General features: G+C 69.4%; 17 protein-coding genes. 8 read left to right on the top strand and 9 right to left on the bottom strand.

What is annotated here, in order from left to right; all coding sequences use genetic code 11:
• Positions 1 to 139: 139 nt before the first annotated feature.
• From ACQP2T_RS61905 to ACQP2T_RS61885, 5 genes are read right to left on the bottom strand one after another with little or no spacing between them, the layout of a single operon-like run.
• Positions 140 to 2401 carry a hypothetical protein gene (locus ACQP2T_RS61905; RefSeq protein ID WP_433513911.1) on the bottom strand — a complete coding sequence of 754 codons (2262 nt, stop codon included), beginning with the start codon at positions 2399 to 2401 and terminating at the stop codon, positions 140 to 142.
• A 32-nt stretch (positions 2402 to 2433) separates the two neighbouring features.
• Positions 2434 to 2727 carry a hypothetical protein gene (locus tag ACQP2T_RS61900; protein ID WP_433513910.1) on the bottom strand — a complete coding sequence of 98 codons (294 nt, stop codon included), beginning with the start codon at positions 2725 to 2727 and terminating at the stop codon, positions 2434 to 2436.
• A 34-nt stretch (positions 2728 to 2761) separates the two neighbouring features.
• Positions 2762 to 2920 carry a hypothetical protein gene (locus ACQP2T_RS61895; protein ID WP_433513909.1) on the bottom strand — a complete coding sequence of 53 codons (159 nt, stop codon included), beginning with the start codon at positions 2918 to 2920 and terminating at the stop codon, positions 2762 to 2764.
• 14 nt (positions 2921 to 2934) lie between these two features.
• Positions 2935 to 3327, bottom strand: coding sequence for a hypothetical protein (locus ACQP2T_RS61890; RefSeq protein WP_433513908.1), 393 nt, complete (start codon positions 3325 to 3327; stop codon positions 2935 to 2937).
• Positions 3324 to 3524, bottom strand: coding sequence for a hypothetical protein (locus ACQP2T_RS61885; RefSeq protein WP_433513907.1), 201 nt, complete (start codon positions 3522 to 3524; stop codon positions 3324 to 3326). The genes ACQP2T_RS61890 and ACQP2T_RS61885 overlap by 4 nt, the downstream gene beginning before the upstream one ends.
• Before the next feature lie 77 nt (positions 3525 to 3601).
• Between ACQP2T_RS61885 and ACQP2T_RS61880 the strand changes: the two genes are divergently transcribed.
• A complete protein-coding gene (locus ACQP2T_RS61880) occupies positions 3602 to 4378 on the top strand; it encodes a GntR family transcriptional regulator (RefSeq protein ID WP_433513906.1) in 777 nt (258 codons plus the stop codon).
• 76 nt (positions 4379 to 4454) lie between these two features.
• On the opposite strand, the gene ACQP2T_RS61875 is transcribed toward ACQP2T_RS61880, so the two are convergent.
• The 4 genes from ACQP2T_RS61875 to ACQP2T_RS61860 form a co-directional block, all read right to left on the bottom strand.
• Positions 4455 to 4784 carry a hypothetical protein gene (locus ACQP2T_RS61875; RefSeq protein ID WP_433513905.1) on the bottom strand — a complete coding sequence of 110 codons (330 nt, stop codon included), beginning with the start codon at positions 4782 to 4784 and terminating at the stop codon, positions 4455 to 4457.
• 61 nt (positions 4785 to 4845) lie between these two features.
• A complete protein-coding gene (locus ACQP2T_RS61870) occupies positions 4846 to 5796 on the bottom strand; it encodes a hypothetical protein (RefSeq protein WP_433513904.1) in 951 nt (316 codons plus the stop codon).
• Entirely contained in the window at positions 5793 to 6065 is a 273-nt protein-coding gene (locus ACQP2T_RS61865) for a hypothetical protein (protein ID WP_433513903.1), read from the bottom strand. Before ACQP2T_RS61865 ends, ACQP2T_RS61870 begins: the two co-directional genes overlap by 4 nt.
• Positions 6062 to 7231 (bottom strand): hypothetical protein, encoded by a 1170-nt coding sequence (locus tag ACQP2T_RS61860; protein WP_433513902.1) that lies wholly within the window; start codon positions 7229 to 7231, stop codon positions 6062 to 6064. The genes ACQP2T_RS61865 and ACQP2T_RS61860 overlap by 4 nt, the downstream gene beginning before the upstream one ends.
• 242 nt (positions 7232 to 7473) lie before the next feature.
• Between ACQP2T_RS61860 and ACQP2T_RS61855 the strand changes: the two genes are divergently transcribed.
• The 7 genes from ACQP2T_RS61855 (at position 7474) to ACQP2T_RS61825 (ending at position 17621) form a co-directional block, all read left to right on the top strand.
• The gene (locus ACQP2T_RS61855) at positions 7474 to 7731 is read left to right on the top strand and encodes a hypothetical protein (RefSeq protein WP_433513901.1); all 258 of its coding nucleotides are present in this window, start codon (positions 7474 to 7476) and stop codon (positions 7729 to 7731) included.
• Positions 7731 to 8171: a hypothetical protein gene (locus ACQP2T_RS61850; protein WP_433513900.1), complete on the top strand. Its 441-nt coding sequence runs from the start codon at positions 7731 to 7733 to the stop codon at positions 8169 to 8171. Before ACQP2T_RS61855 ends, ACQP2T_RS61850 begins: the two co-directional genes overlap by 1 nt.
• Positions 8172 to 8286: 115 nt before the next feature.
• Positions 8287 to 8874: a hypothetical protein gene (locus ACQP2T_RS61845; RefSeq protein ID WP_433513899.1), complete on the top strand. Its 588-nt coding sequence runs from the start codon at positions 8287 to 8289 to the stop codon at positions 8872 to 8874.
• Positions 8875 to 8948: 74 nt separating this feature from the next.
• Complete coding sequence (locus ACQP2T_RS61840) at positions 8949 to 9569, top strand: hypothetical protein (RefSeq protein ID WP_433513898.1); 621 nt, start codon at positions 8949 to 8951, stop codon at positions 9567 to 9569.
• 62 nt (positions 9570 to 9631) lie between these two features.
• Positions 9632 to 9808, top strand: coding sequence for a hypothetical protein (locus tag ACQP2T_RS61835; protein ID WP_433513897.1), 177 nt, complete (start codon positions 9632 to 9634; stop codon positions 9806 to 9808).
• 72 nt (positions 9809 to 9880) lie between these two features.
• Complete coding sequence (locus tag ACQP2T_RS61830; protein WP_433513896.1) at positions 9881 to 15214, top strand: hypothetical protein; 5334 nt, start codon at positions 9881 to 9883, stop codon at positions 15212 to 15214.
• Positions 15215 to 15368: 154 nt separating this feature from the next.
• Entirely contained in the window at positions 15369 to 17621 is a 2253-nt protein-coding gene (locus tag ACQP2T_RS61825) for a fibronectin type III domain-containing protein (RefSeq protein ID WP_433513895.1), read from the top strand.
• The last annotated feature ends 14 nt before the right edge of the window (positions 17622 to 17635 follow it).

Raw genomic sequence — 17635 nt, 5'->3', positions numbered from 1 at the left:
ATGTCCAACGGGATGTCCACGGGATGTCCACGGCGATGTCCAAATCGGGGCGTTTGGACATCCACCCCCCTACGCGCGTGCGCGCGTGTGTGTATGGGCGAGGGGTGGGGGCGGCCGGCCGGGGGCGGCCGCCCCCGGGTCACGGGGAGTAGGTGTGAGCCACTCCCCCGGGGTCGGCCACTCCCCCGGCGGGCCCTCTGTCCCTCGCCCCGTCTGGGCTGGGGGGATCGGGGTATAGGCCCAGGTCGGTCTCCCCCATCAGGGGGTGTATGTGCAGGTCGTCAGGGGTGTCAGCGGGGTCCGGCGCTGTCCCCTCTCCCCCGCCTCCGGCGCCCGTGCCGCGCCTGGCGCGGAGGGTCTCCTCTGCGGCCAGGACGCCGGCGATGAACTCGCGCTCCCCCACGATTCGCCGCCACTGCCCTCGTTCGGTCTGCTCGACGAGCTGGAGCTTGTCGCGCCAGATCGCGCGCCGGTCGGTTGCCCACTGGCGGCTGCGCGGCGCGGCCGCGTTGGACGAGGCGGTGGAGACCAGGCCGGGGGAGAGGTGGACGGTGGCCAGGGCCCGCAGGTGCGGGTCGGCGATCTCCGACACCAGCGCGGCGGTGTCGTCGATGCGCTCGGACACGACCAGCCGCACGGGCTTGTCATCGGCCGCCGCCACGCGGCCGCGCTCGGCGGCCGGGGCGGGCTCCATGCCGAGCCGGATCCGCGCTTCGCGCACCTCGCGCTTCTGCGCCTCGCTCGCGTACTGGAGTAGGTGGTCGGGCAGGTGCGCCCACCGGTTCCGGTAGAAGGGGAGCCGGTCGGCGGTGGACGCCTCCAGCGTGGGGGCGAGCGCCTCGGTCTCGGTGGCGGTCTGCATGAGCATGAGGTCGGTCACCTCCGGCGTGTAGATGAGGATGGGGTCTTCGCTGCCGCTGGCCTGCACGTAGAAGGCGCCAGCGGGGAGTTCGCTGGTCTTGTAGCGGTTCCAGCGGCGCAGCAGGAACTGGCTGTCGGAGTCGTAGCGGGTGCGGCCGGCGTAGGCGTCGGCGAAGTTCGGCAGCAGCTTGGGGTGGGCGCTGTCTTGGTTCCAGTACTGGGTGGCGGCGTGCACGCCGATGAGGAAGGCGCGCGCCTCGGAGATGACCTTGTTGGTGTTCTCGACGATCGGGGCTGCGCTGCGGCGGGTTTTGGCCCAGATGGTGCGGATCTCGTCGCCGAGAACCTCGACAGCGCAGAAGTCTTCAGCGGGCAGGACCTGGTTGTGCTCGGGCAGCAGCAGTTCGGCGCGGAGCGGGACCATCTCGGCGGCGTCGGCCATCATCTCTGCGGCCTGCTCCTCGGTGACGGCGATTCGGTCGATCCGGGGGAGCAGGTGGGCGTACGCCTTGCCGCCGGACTTGAGGTCGATGACCCAGATGAGCGTGGGTGTGTAGGCGGCGAGCAGCGCGCGCAGCCGCAACAGGTTGGACTTGGTGGAGCCTGTGGCGCCGCCGGACATGGAGTGGGTGGCGCCGTAGCCCTTGATGACGGGGGTGACGTAGTACGGCTCGCCCTCGTCGGTGACGCCGAGCCAGCGCCGGTCATACACCGCGCGCGGCATCTCGGGCGGGTCGAACTTCACCGTGCGCGCCTTGATGCCGCCTTCCTGGTGGATCATTCGGATGCGGGAGGCGGCGCTGTGCTTGGGGTCCTGGATGAACCCGCGGATGGAGCCTTCGGACCATTCCATGCCCTGCTCGATCTCGCGGACGGCCTTCTCCAGGCGGCGGCGAGTGACGCCCGGCTGGGTCAGCCGCAGCGGGTACTCAGTGCGGCCGGTCCCGGACACGGCAGGGCGGGCGGCGACGACGACGCCCGGATGGGTGAGCGCGGCTAGCACGCCGGGGAGTCGTCGGGTGCTGTAGCGGACGCGGAGCTGGGCGGACCGCCAACGGCGGGCACGCTTCGAGAAGCCCCAGGTTGCGGTGCCACCGATGGTGAGCGCAGCCCAGGAGGCGGCGGTGATGGAGTCGAAGGGCGCGATTGTGGCGGCGGTCGTCCACGCTCCGGCCACGGCGACGGTCGCGGCCGCAGTCGCGGGCGTGAGGGGGAGGATGTCATGGCGGGACAGGAACCAGTACGTCGCGGCGGCGGCCGCGGCGGTCACGGCGGGCGTGAACCACCACGGGCCGCCGACCATGTGGTGAGTGACGGCGCATCCGTATAGGGAGGTCGCGGCTGCCCAGGTGGCGTGGAACTCGCGGTGGCTCCACATGCGGCGTGCCTCCCAGCGGATGGGCCGCCATACGAGGTGGTAGGCGGCCGCTCGCGCTGCTGCTCGGACGGCACGCTCCAACAGCCCGCCCTTGGGCTTGGGTGCCGGGCTGGCGTCTGCGGCGCCGGGCGGGAGCGCAGTCTGGAGCGGCTTGCCGAACACGGGGTTTTCCTTTCTGTGCGTGGGGTGATGGGTCAGCCGATGTCCCAGCCGCCGCCGCTGTCGGAGGCGTGCTTGGCGTCTTCGGCGATGGCGAGGGCGTCGGCGCGGTCGGCGCGGCTCAGGCGGGGCGCGATCTCGCGCAGGTAGAGGGCGGCTTGCTCGGCCTCTTCGCCGCACAGGTGGGCGGCGGTGACGCCGTCGCTCATCATGTTGAGCAGCGCGGCGGCGCCGGTGGATGGGGTGCCGCGCTTTTTGAGGATCGTGTTGGCGAGTTCGGCGCTTCTTCTGTAGCCGAGGCTCGTCTTGTTGCCGAAGAAGAGGCCCATGGCGGAGGTCCTTTCCGGTGTCTGGGGGTGGCGGCTAGTCGCGTACGGCGGCCTGGATGAGCCTGGTCAGGAAGAAGATGGCGGCGAGGGCGCCGAGACCGATCGCCCACCAGGGGACGGTGAAGCCGACGTCCAGCGTGGCGATGCTGAAGAAGGTGAGGTCGAGGTAGCCGAGGCCGAGGTCGAAGTCCATCGGGTGGGGTCCTTTCAGGCGGTGAGGTGGGGGGCGTTGGTGGGGGCGGGGCCGTCCATCAGCCCCTTGGCGTGCTGGACGAGGTAGGCGAGCCCGATGGCGATGCCGGCGACGGCGTAGGCGAGGGCCTTGCAGGTTCCGCCGCTGAGCTCGAACGCGGCGAGCGTGAGACCGATGGTGATCCAGACGAGCAGGAGGAAGGTCCAGCCGAGGGCACGGCCGAGGTGGTAGGCGGCGCGGAGGGCGCGGCGGGTCCAGGTGGTCGGCCAGGGGGAGTGGGGGCGGTCGTTCCACCGGTCGGCGGGGGTGGGGTGCTGGCGCTGGCCGTCCCGGGTGGCGCGGCGGATGATGCTGGCCGGCACGCAGACCAGGCCGATCCACCAGAGCGCGTCCATGATCAGGCTCATGTGCAGCCCCTTCCGCCGCAGGTGCAGGTGGTGATCCGGTCGGGGCGAACGCTGGGCTGGGTGCCGTCGTCGCGCTTGACGGTCACGAAGTCGGCCGTGCGCTCGACCACATCGACGGGGGCGCCCTCGAAGCACACCCGCTCTGGGGTGGTCTCGGACTGGTCCGCGTTTCTGCGGGTCCGCCTGATGAGTGGCACGTCGCGCCCTTTCCTCGGATCTGGATTAGTGGTACTAGTAGCACTAGTGGTACTAACGTAGATCGGAGGAGTTGAGGATGTCAACCGGAGCGGGCACGATGGCCCGGACAGATGCACGTAACCCGGCGGCGGCCATTGCGCTCGACGTGCGGCGGTGGGGGGAGGACCTGGTGGCGAACGCCGGGCGCGGAGATATGGCGAAGCGAATTGCTGAGGAGCTACGCCAACGGATAGGCCGTGAATTGCGCCCGGGGGATCAGTTGCCGTCAGAGGAAGCGCTTGCCGCGCAGTACGGCGTCTCTCGCACGCCGGCCCGCACCGCGCTGCTCGCGTTGAAAACCGCAGGTCTGATTGAAGCGCGGCCGCAGGCCGGATACGTGGTCCGGTTGTGGGATCCGCAGCCTTTCAACGTCAAGCTAACGGCGGTCGGCGGAGGGCGGGAATTCGGCGCCGTCGTGTCGGTGACCGCCGTGGTCCCATCCGGCCGCGTGGCCCAGCTCATGCCTGAAGACGACGATGTCGTCTGCCGGCGGGTCGTGGCGGGCGCGGTGACGTCGTCGTACTACTCCGGCCGGGCGGTCGCGGCTGTTCCGGAACTGGGCAGGGCGGCGCCGCTGGAAGAGGACGACGTGGTGCTGCTCGGCCGGGCCGGGCTGGAGGTGACGCGGTCGCGCGTACAGGTGCGCGCCTACCCGCCCACGCCCGAGCAGCAAGAGCTGCTCAACCTGAGCCCGGAGACGCCCATCCTGGAGCATGTGGCGGCACTACGTGACAGTGAGGGGCACACCCTGCTGCTGCGGGTGTGGCTGTTGGCGGGGGACCGGAACTTCCTGGAGTGGGAAATCCAGCAGTGAGAGAGCCTTACCGGCGGGGCCTGAGCGGGTGATACGAAAGCCCCGCCGCAGCGGGGCCCTCTGCTGATCGGGGGAGTTACTCTGTCTGGTTGCCGTAGAACTCCAGGTCCTGACCGAAGTCTCCGACCACGCCGAGCTCGGGATGGTATTCCAGGTCGCACACGATGTAGCCGTTGCGGATCTCGTAGCCGATCCGCTCCACCGAGCGGACGGGGATCGGGACGAGGATCTCGCTCGGGTCGTCGCTTCCCTCGAACTTGCTGCGCGCCGCTACGGCGAGGCAGTGGCCGCCGTCCACGGTGTGCAGGTGCCAGCGGGCCAACTCTTCGGGGAGGTCCCGCCAGTAGGGGTAGGAGTAGGTGACGATGGAGCCGAAGCATCGGTCGAGGATGGCCTCGGGGTTCATCCGGATTCCCTTCATTGGCGTGATGTCTAGGGGAGGGGGCGGGGGCGGGTACGGCGGCCGTTCAGCTTCGGTCCACGAGAGCTTGAGGAGCGGCCAGCCAGAACATGGGGTGCCGCGCTTCGGTCGGCTTCGGTGGCCATGTCTCGCCTGCGGGGGTCCGCTCTAGGATCTCCGCCGCGTCCTGCTTGGCGACGTCGGTGGAGGCGGCGGCGTCGGCAGCGGCGGCCCAGACCCGGATGTGCACGGCCTGACTTCTGATGAGCTGGTCGAACGAACTGCCGGGAGAGACGTCCAAGATGTCGTCCCGGCCTTGCATCGCATACGTGCGCATCCCCGCTGCTGCCCAGGTCTGGGCGAGCGCGTCGGTCAGGGAGGTGCCTTCGAGGTACAGCGGTTGGGCCATGAGGTGGTCGAGGCGGGCCACGGGATGCATGTCCATCATGAGCCGCAGCTCGATTCGGCGCTCCTTGGCGTCCCACTCCAGATGGACGAACTGGCCCGCGGACCCGGTGGACGCCTCGAACGTCATGTAGTAGCCGAGTAGCGGCCAGCGCTCCGGCAGGTCAGCCGGTAGGCGGTCGGGCCAGCGCTCGAAATCCGGGGTCATGGAGTCGTGGAAGTTGATGATGTGGCGTCCTGCGTGGCGCCAGGCGCCAAGTGCGGCCAGCCGGGCGGCATCACCGCCGGCGCCCATGGCGATCAATGACTCGGGAGAGAGCACGTCGCCGAGCGCGCCGGGAGGCGGGCTGATGTGGCCGGCGTAGTGCTCGGCGATGACCGTCGTCACCTCCGTGATGGGCATCCAGCACCAGCCCGGCCATTGGTCCTGTTGCATCTGGCGGACCTGCTCCATCCGGTCGTACCAGCCGGGGAACTGCTTGTCGGCTTCGCGTTCGAGCTTCTCCAGCCGGGCAGAGGTGGAGCGGTAGAGCTCGGGGAGCCACCTGTAATGCTCGGGCAGTTCGTTGTCGCGTCGCTTGGCGAACTGCTTCGGGTAGGTGTCGCGGGTCATCTCTGCTCCGGTGGGTTGCTCTCTGGTGCTTGCGCTGAGCGGGTGGCGGGTCGTCCGCGCTGGCGGCGGTTGGGCCACCATGCCATGAACTCGCTGGGCTTGTACCGCAGTAGCGGCTGGTCGGGGTTGACGGGTTTCGGTGGTGCTGGCGTGGACTGGTCGCGCTGGTGTTCGGCTTGGGCTTTGTGGAGTGCGCGGGTGATGGTGGCGCGGTGCACGCCGAGCTCTCGGGCGAGCTCGGCGGGCGTCATCGCGTGTTCTTCGTTCACTCGGGTTTGACCTTGTAGGTGTGGAGCATCTGGTCGATGACCTCTCGGGTGCGGGGGCCGACGTTGAGGATGGCGCGCAGCCGGGCCACCGTCTCGGGGTCGCTGGTGCTCCCGCCGGTTGAGATGTAGTCGTCGTGGTAGCCGGGGTGGGTCCAATAGGCGCGGCCGTCCCGCGTGAGTTTGAGCGTGGTGCCGCGGTTGTACGTCGAGCCGTACGTCTCGCTGATCTCGCCCACGGTTGCGACGTTGCCGATGGTGGCCCATTCGTCGGGGGTGAGGGGCTGGGTGGCGCGGCTGATGTGCTGGATCAGGTCGTGAATCTCCAGGGCGTCGCGCCGGACGGCGGCGCGCTCGGCGTCCGCTGTCTTCTCTTCCTCGGTGGGCTCGACGATCGCGACCGTGTGCTCGATGTCCCAGTGGGCTTCGTCGTGCGTCTGGGCGTGCCAGCAGATGGAAGAGGCGATTTCCTCGTCGGTGAACCACGCCTTGACGCTCACGACGACGCCGCGGCGGTCGTCGTCGAACCGGACGACGTCGCCGAGTTGGTGGGCCATCTGGAGCGCGCCTGCGCGGTTCATGTAGCGGGTGGAGATGATCGTCAACTTGTCGGTTTCGCCGGTCGGGGTGCGGCCGGACTCGGTGAGGATCCGCTCCCGGCGCGTGGCGGCTTCGGCTTCGGCGCGTTCCTGGTCGCGCTTCTTGTTGGCCTGCTCGGCGATCTGGCGGTCCCGTTTGAGTGCGGCGCGCTGTTCGGCCTGCTGGCGGTCGATCTCGGCCTGGTAGGTCTGGACGAGCTCGATGATCTCGGCCTGGTGCTCTTCGGCGCGCATCGCCCACTGCTTGCGGCCGTCGTCCCACACTCCGTCCAGTGCGGCGGCGCGGGCGCGGATGTCGGTGGCTTCGTAGGGGATGGCGACCCAGCGGCCTTCGGCCTTGACGCGCTCGATCGCGGCGATCCGCTCCAGGTGGGCGCGCACCAGTTCGACGACTGCCGTCTTCTTGGTGGAGCCCACCCAGCGGGCGCGCACGTCGCCGTCCCAGGTGGAGCCGAGTTGGAGCAGTTGCTTGTTGAGCTGGGAGTTGTAGCCGCAGCGGACGTAGATGCGGCGGCCGGTCTGCCAGGCGCGCTCTAACGGGATGTCTTCGTGGATCTTCTTCTGGGTCATGGTGCTCTCCTTGGGTGGTCCCCGCGAGCGGGGTTGCCTCGACGTGTCCAGCATGGCCCCACCGCCTGGAAAATGGCAACATGTGTTGCAATTTTCTTGTGAAAAGAGAGCCGGCCCGGAGGAGAGCTGTCGAGGCATCCACGCCGGGCCGGCAGCCGTAGCTTCTCACGGATCCGGCAGGAGCCCCACCGCGCCGGATCGGGCGGAGACGCTAGGCGCGGGAGGCCGTCATCCTTCGCGACATGAGTGACATGGTCAAGATCACGCTCGCCCATCCGATCGGCGTCCACACCTGCCGTCAGCTCGGCCTCGACGAGGAGGAGCACGCGGTCGGCGCGGAACTGGAGCTGTACCGCGAGCAGGCGCACCGTCTCGTCTCCGCGGGCTACGTCGTCGGCGCCAACCCGGCCGACTTCGCTTCCGTCCAGGCTGCTATGAAGCCGGTCAAGAGCAAGCCTGCGGCCGCGAAGCCGAGCACCCCGAGCACGCCGGCGTCGTAGTGGCCGGCGTCGAGGACCTGGCCGACGCTGATCCGCTGCCGGTGGTGCTCTCCTGGCTCGCGACACATCCGGCCGTGCTGGCAGAGCTGGGTCCGGACAGGGTTGGCGCGTATTCGATCCCGCCGTATCCGCGGCTCCGCGTCACGGACGTGCCCGGCGGGATCGAGAACTACGACACCGCCGCGATCGAGGTGCGCATCCAGATCGAGGCGCTCGGCGAGATGGACGGCAGCAAGGCCGAACTGCGCAGGCTGCTGTATCTGGCGATCGGCGCGCTGAAGGAGTTGCCGCGCGCGGACCCGCCTCCTGCTGGCCCGGTCATCGGGTCGGTCCGGCCGGCGCAGGGCGGCGGGTTCTTGCCGGAGGCGGACAAGCGGCCGCGGTACGTGGCGCGGGCCACGGTGCGCTGCCGCCCGCGCTGGCCGGCGGAGAGCGCCTGATCGTCGGAGGCGGACGCAAGAGCCTCCTGCTCTCCATGATTCCGGCCCTGGGTCCCCAACCCGTTCCGCCGCTTCCCCGTACGTCGGGGGGCGGCCCCGCGTGGAGGGGGCCCACATGGGTGCCGAGAATGTCTTTACCGCGTCGATCGCCGCCCTGTGGCTGGCGCCGGTCGGCACCACCGCGCCGGAAGGCCCGACCGTCACCATGCCCACGGGCTGGCGGAACGTCGGGTTGTTCACCCCGGACTCGCTCTCCTGGAGCGGTGACCCGGAGTTCAGCGAGACCGAGGCGCACCAGTCCGCCTACCCGGTGAAGGTGTGGCAGACCAAGGACGCGGCCAGTCTCGAGGTCGAGCTTTTGGAGTGGTCCGCGGTCAACTTCCAGGCGGTCTACGGTGGCGGCTCGATCGAGGAGATCACGCCGAGTGGCGGCGGCGCGAAGTACTACAAGTACACCCCGCCCAGCATCGGTACCCGGTCGGAGGTCGCGGCCGTGCTGGAGCTCGGCGACGGCACCCGCCGGATGCGGCGGATCATCCCGCGCTGCATGCAGCGTGAGGGCGTGCAGCAGGAACTCTCTCGGGACGAGTCGGCGACGCTGCCGCTCAACCTGTCCGTGCTCGGTAGCGACGTGGGCTCCGCGTTCTATGACGTGTTCAACACGGCGTTCGCGTCGTTCGCGCCGCCGGTCGTAACGCCGTAACCAGGGGGTGCGGGCGAGCTGGGACGCAAGCCCCGGCCCGCCCGTACCGTCCCCGGCCATCACTCGAAGAGTCGATGGACGGGGGTCCCCTGATGGTGGACGACAGCGCAGTTCTAGATCTCAACGCGGCCAGGGCGAGCCGGAGCGGCACCGAGGGGAAGCCGATCGAGCTGCGTCTCGGCAGCGCGGTCATTCTCCTGCCGCCGGAACTGCCGGTGGATGTGCTGGAGCCGCTTGCGCACCTGAACGTGGACACGGCCTTGATCGCCAGGACCGTGCTCAACGCGTTGAAGGAGGCCGACCTGACCAAGGCCGGTCTGACCATCGCGTCCATGGTGGTGGACCTGGTCATCCAGAACCCGCGGCTGCCTGGCGAACTGCTCGATGCGGTGCGTCTGATGGGGCGCAGGCTGATGGGTGAGGACGGCTACGAGGCGTTCGTGGCGGAGCGGCCGAGCATCCCGGATGTGGGCGCGCTGCTCAAGGGCCTGGCTGGGAGGTACGCGTTCAGCGCGGGGGAATCCAAGCCGTCGTCGAGCGGCTCCGGCAGTGGAGAGCCCTCGACGCCGACTTCCTCGACCACTACCGGGGACTCGACATCTCTGGAGTCTGGCTCCGGCCAGGTGAGCGAGGGTGGATTTCTGCCCGGAGATTCCTTGACCTCGCCGACGAGCTCCCTCCCGATGCCCGTGTAAACAGTACGCCCGAGCAGCGGGCGCAGCCGTGGACGTCGCTCCACGAGCTGCTCGCTGAGGCGGTGGAGGAGATCGGCGTGCTCGCGGCGGATCACCGGCGCAAGAAGCCCATAAAGATCAACCGGCCGCCGCACGTCAAGCGCGGCAGCGGGCGGCCAGAACGCGGGCAGCAGGGCAGCGGCAGCGGGATTGATCGGGCGATCAACATGCTGATGGCGTCCACCAGGGCGCCGCGCTGACCTGGTCGAGCGGGGACGCAAGCTGCGCGTCCCCGCCACCCTTCACCCCCAGCACATCGGGGGGTGGGCGGGGTGGCAGACGAAGACGACAGCATCTCTGCGGGCCGGATCGAGCTCGAGGTTGTCGCGGACCTGGGCGCGGGTTGGGGCGGCAAGCTCCAGAAGCGGATCGACGCCGAGATCAAGGGCGTCAAGGCCCACATCTCGGCGGAGATCGACGCCGCCCGGGTGGAGGTCGAGGCGAAGGCGGCGGCTGAGGCGGCCGAGCGGGTCGCGAAGATCCGCATGCAGGTCGAGATCGACAACGCCGCCGCGCGTTCGGCGCTGGCCGGGCTGTCGGGCACCCAGTCCGTCACCGTCCGCGCGGATGTGGACGACGCGGCCGCGCGGGCTCAGATCGCCGATCTGGGGCGTGACACCAAGACCACGATCCGTCCCGAGGTGGACGACGGCGACGCGCAGGCGCGGATCGCCGTACTGGAGCAGAAGCTCGCCGAGCTGGCTGGCAAGGGTCGCCGGGACATTCCGGTGTCGGTCAACGTGCAGGGCGCGGCCGCGCTGGGCCAGGCGCTGACGATGCTCGCCCAAGTGCCGTTCATGGTGAGCGGCCTGGCGGTGCTCGCCTCCACCGCGGTCTCAGCGGGCTCCGGGTTGTTCGCGCTGGCGGCCGGCGCCGCGCAGGCGGTGGGTGCGCTGGGGGCGCTGCCAGGCTTGGCGGGCGCCGCGGTGCAGGGGCTGGGCACGATGCTGCTCGGCTTGTCCGGGGTGAGCGAGGCGGTCAACGCGCTCAGTTCGGCGCAGGCGTCGGGCGGCCAGTCGGCGTCCGCGTACGCCGCGGCGCAGGAGGCGGCCGCTGAGCGGATCCAGCAGGCGCAGCGGGCGATCCGTGACGCCAACCACGCCCGGATGCTCGCCGCCGAGCGGACAGCGGATGCGAAGGAGGCGGCGCAGGCGGCCGCGGATGCCATTGTCGAGGCCGAGCAGCGGGTGGCGGACGCGGTGTCCGCCGTGGGGGATGCGCGGACCCGCGTGGGCGAGGTAGCCGCACAGGCGGCCGAACGGCAGGAGGACGCCGCTTATCGCGTTGAGCAGGCCGAACGCCGGTACGCGGAGGCGCAGCGGGCGGGCGTACGGGCCACCGAGGCGCTGAACGACGCCAGGCGGGCCGCCAAGGAACGGCTTGAGGATCTTGAGCTTGCGGTGCGCGGCGGCGCGCTGGACGAGGAGGGGGCGGCGCTCGCCGTCGAGCGGGCCAAGCAGCGGCTGGACAAGGTCGTCGCCGACCCGTTCGCGAAGGACCTGGACAAGAAGGAAGCGGATCTTGCCTACCGGCAGGCGCTTCAAAGGTTGGACGAGGTCAGGGAACGCAACGGCGATCTGCGTGACGAGCAGACCGAGGCGAACGCGAAGGGCGTCGAAGGGTCGGACGAGGTCACCGCGGCGAAGGAGCGCATCGCGGCAGCGGCGCAGGCGGAGAAGGACGCCGAGCACGCCCTGGCGGAGGCGCGCGAGGACGCTGCGAAGGCGGCCGTTGATGGCGCCCGCGCCATCGTCGAGGCCCAGCGCGGGGTCACCGAGGCGATGAAGCGCGTCCGTGACGCGGAGAAGGACGTCGAGCAGGCGAAGAAGGCCGAGGAACGCTCGCGGCGCGACGTCCGTGAGGCGTTGTGGAACGAGATGCTCGCCAACGAGCGTCTCGTCGATTCCAAGAAGGAACTGGCCAAGGCCCAGAAGGCGGCCGCGGAGGCGGCCAAGCAGCAGGGCGCCGGAGTGTCCGCCGTGGCCAAGGCCATGGACAACCTATCGCCGGCTGGTCAGAGGTTCGCGCGGTTCGTGGCCGGCACTCTCCAGCCGCGGATGAAGGAATTGCGGTTCGCGGTGCAGGAGGCGCTGCTGCCTGGCTTGCAGGAGGCGATCGAGCGCGGCATGCCGATGCTCGACACCCTGGAGGACGGGCTTGCTGACACCGGTCGGGAGATCGGCGAGGTGGCCAAGGGCTGGGGCAAGTGGGTCGGGAGCAAGGAGTTCCGCACCGACCTGGGCGCGATCATGCAGTCCAACACCAAGATCGTCGGCATTTTCGGGCGGACGGGCAAGTCCGCGCTCAAGGGCGTCATGGACATCCTCGTCGTGGGGGCGCCATACGCGGAGAAGCTGGCGGGCTGGATCGAGCGCGGCGCGAGGAATTTCGCGACCTGGACCAAGACGGCTCGCGAGGACGGGTCGATGGCGAAGTTCTTCGGCGACGGCCTGGACCGGGCCAAACAGTTGTGGCAGATGGTCAAGGACGTGGGGGCCGGCATTCTGGCGCTGGGGAAGGTCGCCGCGCCGTCCGGGGGGACGCTGCTGGATGACCTGTCGGCGGCGGCCAAGGACTTCCGGGAGTGGGCGAACGACCCGGATACCCAGCAGCGGGCGCAGAAATTCTTCAACGACTCCGTGACCGTGCTGCGGTCGCTGGGCCGCCTGCTCAAGGAGGTCGTTGCGCTGCTGGGCAATCTGACCGACACGGTGGGTGGGGACAGCTTGTCAGAGTTCATCGATACCTTGACGGCGATTGTCGGCTGGTTGAACAAGCTGGCTAAGTCGCCGGTTACGGGCGAGATCATCAAGTGGACGCTGTACCTGTCCGGGGTGGCACTCGCGATCGGGCTCATCATCGGCAAGGTCAACGGCCTGATCAAGGTGTTTTCCAAGATCCCCGGCGTGACGAAGCTCGTCAAGGCGCTGGGCGACCAGGTCGGCAAGCTGGCGAAGACGCTCAGCAAGATGAGCGGCCTGTCCAAGCTGCTGGGGAAGCTGCCCAGTTTTGGGGGCGGCGACAGCAAGGACGGCAAAGACAGCAAGAGGTCCACGAAGGTGGGCACGATGACCGTCCAGGCCGGGAAGGTATACGTCAACGGCAAGACGACCACCACCAGCAGTAAGAACACCCGCGGCAAGGGCAGCACGACCGTCAATCTGCCGGACGGCGATGATGAGCCGCGTAAGAAGGGCAAGAGGGGGCTCGGCGGGAAGCTGAAGACCGGCGGGAAGGGCGCGGCCAGCCTCGTCGCCGGGGTGGCCGCGTCGATCGGGCTCGACGCGCTGATGAACATCGACTGGGCGAAGGAACTACCCAAGGCTGGTGGCAAGCTGTCCGGGCTGGCCAGCCATGTCAAGGGCAGTGTGGTCGGGACGATCGCCGGCCTGCTGGTGGATCCGATCGCCGACGCCTTCAAGGGCGACGCCAACAAGGGCGTGGTCAGCGCCATCGCGGAGGCGTTCAAGTCGGGCAGCGCGGGTGCAGGGATCGGGTCGCTGGTCGGGTCGATCATCCCCGGGATCGGAACCGCGATCGGCGGGGCGATCGGCGGGGCGCTTGGAGCGGTCAAGGGCGGCATCTCCGGGTTCTTCGGGGAGAGGATCTCCGGCGCCGGCCTGAAGAACGCATTCAGCCTGGATGGAATCGCCTCGATGCTCAAGGAGGCGGGCAAGCTTTTCGGCGGGGCGGGGCTGTCCATCCAGGAGCGGTGGGCGAACCTGTGGCAGGGCCTGGACCGGGGCACATCGGCCGGGGCGGCGGGGGTGTCGCAGCGGCTGGGCGGCTTCCTCGACGTGGCGGGCGGCAAGTTCGTTGACCTGGCCAAGGGGGCGCCGAAGAACATCCAGGACATGTGGGCCGACATCAAGAGGGATCTTGATGCGGGGATCTCGCCCAGCCAGGCGAAGCTGGATGCCTTCGCCAAGGCCGGTGGGGTCCCGTTCCTGAACCTCGGGAAGAACGCGCCGAAGGAGCTCCAGGAGGGGTGGCGGCAGGCGATGCTCGGCATCGACTCCTTCACTTCGATCGGCGCCCAGAAGCTGGGTAATTTCGCCAACTCGGCGTCCGGCAAATTCCTGGAGTTGAAGACCGGGGCGCCGGCGAGCGTCCAGGGCATGTTCGCCGACATCCAGGCCAAGATCGCGGCTGGGGTGCCGGTACCGCAGAAGTTGATCGACGACTTCGTTGCCGCAGGCGGCGGCCAGTTCACCACCTTCAGGAAGGACGCGCCGCAGGCGGTGCGCGACATGCTGGGCGATATCCAGCGCGATCTCGGCACCGGGCTGGCCCAGGCCAGCCTGAAGATGGGCACCTTCGTCAAGGACGGGGGCGGCAAGTTCCTGTCTCTGCGCCAGAGCGCGCCGAAGAACGTCAAGGACATGTGGGCCGACATCCAGCGCGACATCGACGCTGGTAAGCAGCCCAGCCAGGCCAAGCTGGACGCGTTCGCCAAGGCCGGCGGCATCCCGTTCGTGAACCTGTCCAAGAACGCGCCGGGCAGCATGAAGAAGGCGTGGGGCGACATCAGCGCCCAGGTCGATCCCGGGCTCGCGCCGGCGAAGAAGAAGGTGGCAGAGACCACCAAGGAGATGGAGAAGTCCTTTGGCACTGCCAAGAGCGGCATCGCGAAAATCTGGGAGGCCCTCCCGGATGGGCTGAAGACGCCGATCCGGTGGGTGATCAACACCGGGTACGGGACCATCCGCCGCATGTGGAATGGCATCGCCGGAGCGGTCGGCCTGCCGCAGCTCCCGGAGGTATCGGCGAACTTCGCCCAGGGCGGCATCGTTGGCACAGCCACTAGCTACGGCGTCCAGTCGGGGTATTCGCCCGGCCGGGACCGGCTGCTCGCCATGGTGGGCGAGGGCGAGAGCTGGCTACGGCCTGAACTGACCCGGGCGCTCGGCCCCCAGTTCATCGACGGCGGTAACCGTGCTGCCCGCACGGGGGGCGTGACGGGCGCTGCGCGGTTCTTGGGGCAGGCCGGGATGGCGTTCGCGTCCGGCGGCACCGTGGGCAAAACGGGGGCGACACCGAAGCCGAAGACGAAGACGAAGACGAAGGAACTGTCTCCGCTGGAGAAGATCCTTCAGGGTGTCTCCTCTGCTGTCCGGGGTGTGTTCTCGAAGGGGCTCGGCGCGGGCGCCCGCGCGACCTTGAACCCGATCAAGAACGCGATCGTCGGTGCGGTCGGGAACCGGACAGCGTTGCAGCGGCTGGTCGGCGCGATCCCGCGCAAGGTGATCGATGCGGTGATCGCTCGCTTCGACGGCAAGGACAAGGAGATCAACCGCGATTCTGGCGGGGTGCTGCCGCGAGGCCGGAGCGTGGTCAACAACTCGACCGGCCGCGACGAGTGGGTGCTTACGCCGGAGGCGCTGGAGGCGTTGGGCGGGCCAAAGGCGGTCCAGGCGCTCAACGAGAGGGGTGCGGCCGCGCTGTACCGCGGGTCGAGGGCGGCCTCGAGGGCGATGCCCGCGCCCCAGCGGACCGGGGACGGGACGACGGCGACGGTGATCGTGCACGCGCAGCCCGGCCAGAACGAGGTCACGATCGGCGAGGCCGCGGCTCGGCGGCTGGGGGCGCTGGTCGGCTCGCCGTGACCTGGTGGGCGGCTGCCCGGGGTGGTGGCCGCCCTGCGGCGGGTTGATCGGGGCCTGCCGTTAGCGAGGTCCGTGCGTACCATCCCGGGTCGGTCAAGGGTGCGCCGATCTTCGCGGGCGGCGGGGCTCGGCGGTCACAGAGGCGGGGGCAGATGTGACGAACAGGATCGCGAAAACGTACAGTGGGGGCCCTGCTGGGCTCCATACGATCACCTTCACCGAGCCCACCCCAGGCTCTCGGCTGATCCTCGTAGTCAGCTGCTGGGATGCGCTCGAAAAGACCCCCGCGGGCTGGGGCGAGGACTACCACGCCCCCGGCTACAGCCACGTCTACGTCCTCTCCAAGATCGCTGTAGGCGACGAGACGTCCGTTGTCCTGGAGATGTCGGACTCCCGGCTGCATGCAGTCCTGCATGAGCGCGACGACTGCCCGACCAGGCTCGTTTCCGCGGCGGGCACGAGCTCCAGCGCATCGGTATCCACGCTGGCGGCGACGGTTCCCGCCAACGCGACCGGGCGGGTGTTCGGCGTAGTGAACGCGCCCAACGGGTCGGCGTCGTCATCAGCCTGGAATCAGGGGCTGGCTCGGCATTTCAGCGTGGACGACAGCTTGTCCAACTCGGCCTTCGCGCACGGCGCGATGCCCGCGCCGGGGTCCCGCACGTTCACCGTCAGCAATCTGGGCGTGACCCCAGGGAGCTCCAACCTTGCGGTGTTGGCGATCGTCGGATACGGCAGTACTGATGCGGCCGCACCGTCAGCGCCGGGCAGCTTGCGCGCGACGTCGATCACGGGGACGGCTATCTCGGTCGAGTGGGATGCCGCGACCGACGATGTGGCCGTGACGGGGTACGGCATCTATGTCAACGGCGGCAAGCAGGGCCAGGATCAGGTCGGGCTGTCCTACGCCGTCACCGGGTTGACCGTCGGCCAGACGTACGTGATCGGGGTGGATGCGCGGGACGCTGCTGGCAATCGGTCGCCCCGGGCGCAGATCAGCGTGGTTGCTGAGGTGGACGTCACGCCGCCCACGGTGCCGCCGAACCTGCGCGTCGTCGAGGCCACGCATACGTCTCTCACTGTGGCGTGGGACGCCTCGACCGACAGCGTGGGCGTCGCCGGGTACGGCGTGTTCGTCGGCGGGGTGCGGCAGGGCCCGGACCAGGCTGGGCGGGTCTACACGATCACGCGGCTGGCGCGCGGCACCACCTATGCCATCGGCGTGGACGCGGCCGACGCGATGAGCAACCGATCCGCAGCCGCGACGATCAATGCCGCCACGCTGGCAGGCGGGGATCCGTCTGCGCCGCCGGGTCTGACGGCGACCGCGGGCAAGGAGCAGATCACGCTGGCGTGGGGCGCGGCCGAGCCCGGGGCGCTGCCGATCGCCCGCTACGAGGTGCTGCTTGACGGGGCGCTGGCCGCCTCGACGACGCAGCTCGGCTACGTGCTGGAGGACCTGGAAGCCGGCGGGATGCACGTGGTCGCGGTGCGCGCCGTCGATGCCGGCCTGGCGCGCGGGCCTGCGGTGTCGGTGATGGTGACGGTGCCCGTGGGGGACTGGACACCGTTGGCGAGCCCCGTCTACCGGCTGGGCGGCTGGGCGGGCAACGCCCGTGACGTGCACGGGGTGACGTGGACGGTTGAGAAGGAAGAGGGCTGGTCGTCGTCGGCGACGCCGATCACGCTGGGCGCCGACTCCGACAACGCGGACGGCGGATTCGACGGGCCAGGCCGATACGGGCCGCGCATAGTCACCCTGTCGGGGACTGCGGTCGCTGATAGCCGGATTGCGATGCTGGCGGCGCAGGAGCGGCTGACCGGCGTGCTGCCGCCGTCAGGTATCGGTGTGCTCCGGGTGGCCGAGGCGCACCTGACGAGACAGGCCGCGGTTCGGCTGGAGGACACGGTCGAGGTCACCGACCGGGACGCCCTGTCGTTCGACTGGAACCTCGTCGTCAAGGCGTCGAATCCGCGCCGGTTCGCCCGCCGGCCGGTGTACGCCGAGGTGACGTTCGAGCCGGCGCAGACGAGCGGCTCCACGACCGTTGTCATGGCGGGCGACTATCTGACGATCCCGGCCAGGTTCCGGCTGTACGGGCCAGTACTCGATCCGGTGATCAAGCTGGAGGAGCTCGGGCTGGAGATCCACACCAAGCCCGGCACAAAACTGCCCGACGCCAGGTACGCGCTGGATATTGACCTGGCCACGCGCGAGGTGTGGGCGATCGTGCCACCGGATGTGTATCCGGAGCCGCGGCCTGGCCGGACCCTCCTGTCGCGGTTCCCCACCAGGTTCTTCCTGGCGCCAGGCCCGAACACGATCCGCTTGTCGGGCGAGCTCGTGGTCGGCCAGGAGGAGATGTCGCCGCGGCTGGTCATTCAAGCAACCGACGCGTGGATCTGAGAAGGGAGTCGGAG

It is taken from the genome of Nonomuraea sp. CA-143628 (assembly GCF_050942315.1).
In the GTDB taxonomy this organism is placed as follows: Bacteria; Actinomycetota; Actinomycetes; order Streptosporangiales; family Streptosporangiaceae; genus Nonomuraea.
The sequence above is the reverse complement of the archived record's forward strand: the minus strand, read 5'-3'. Positions and strand labels throughout refer to the sequence as shown.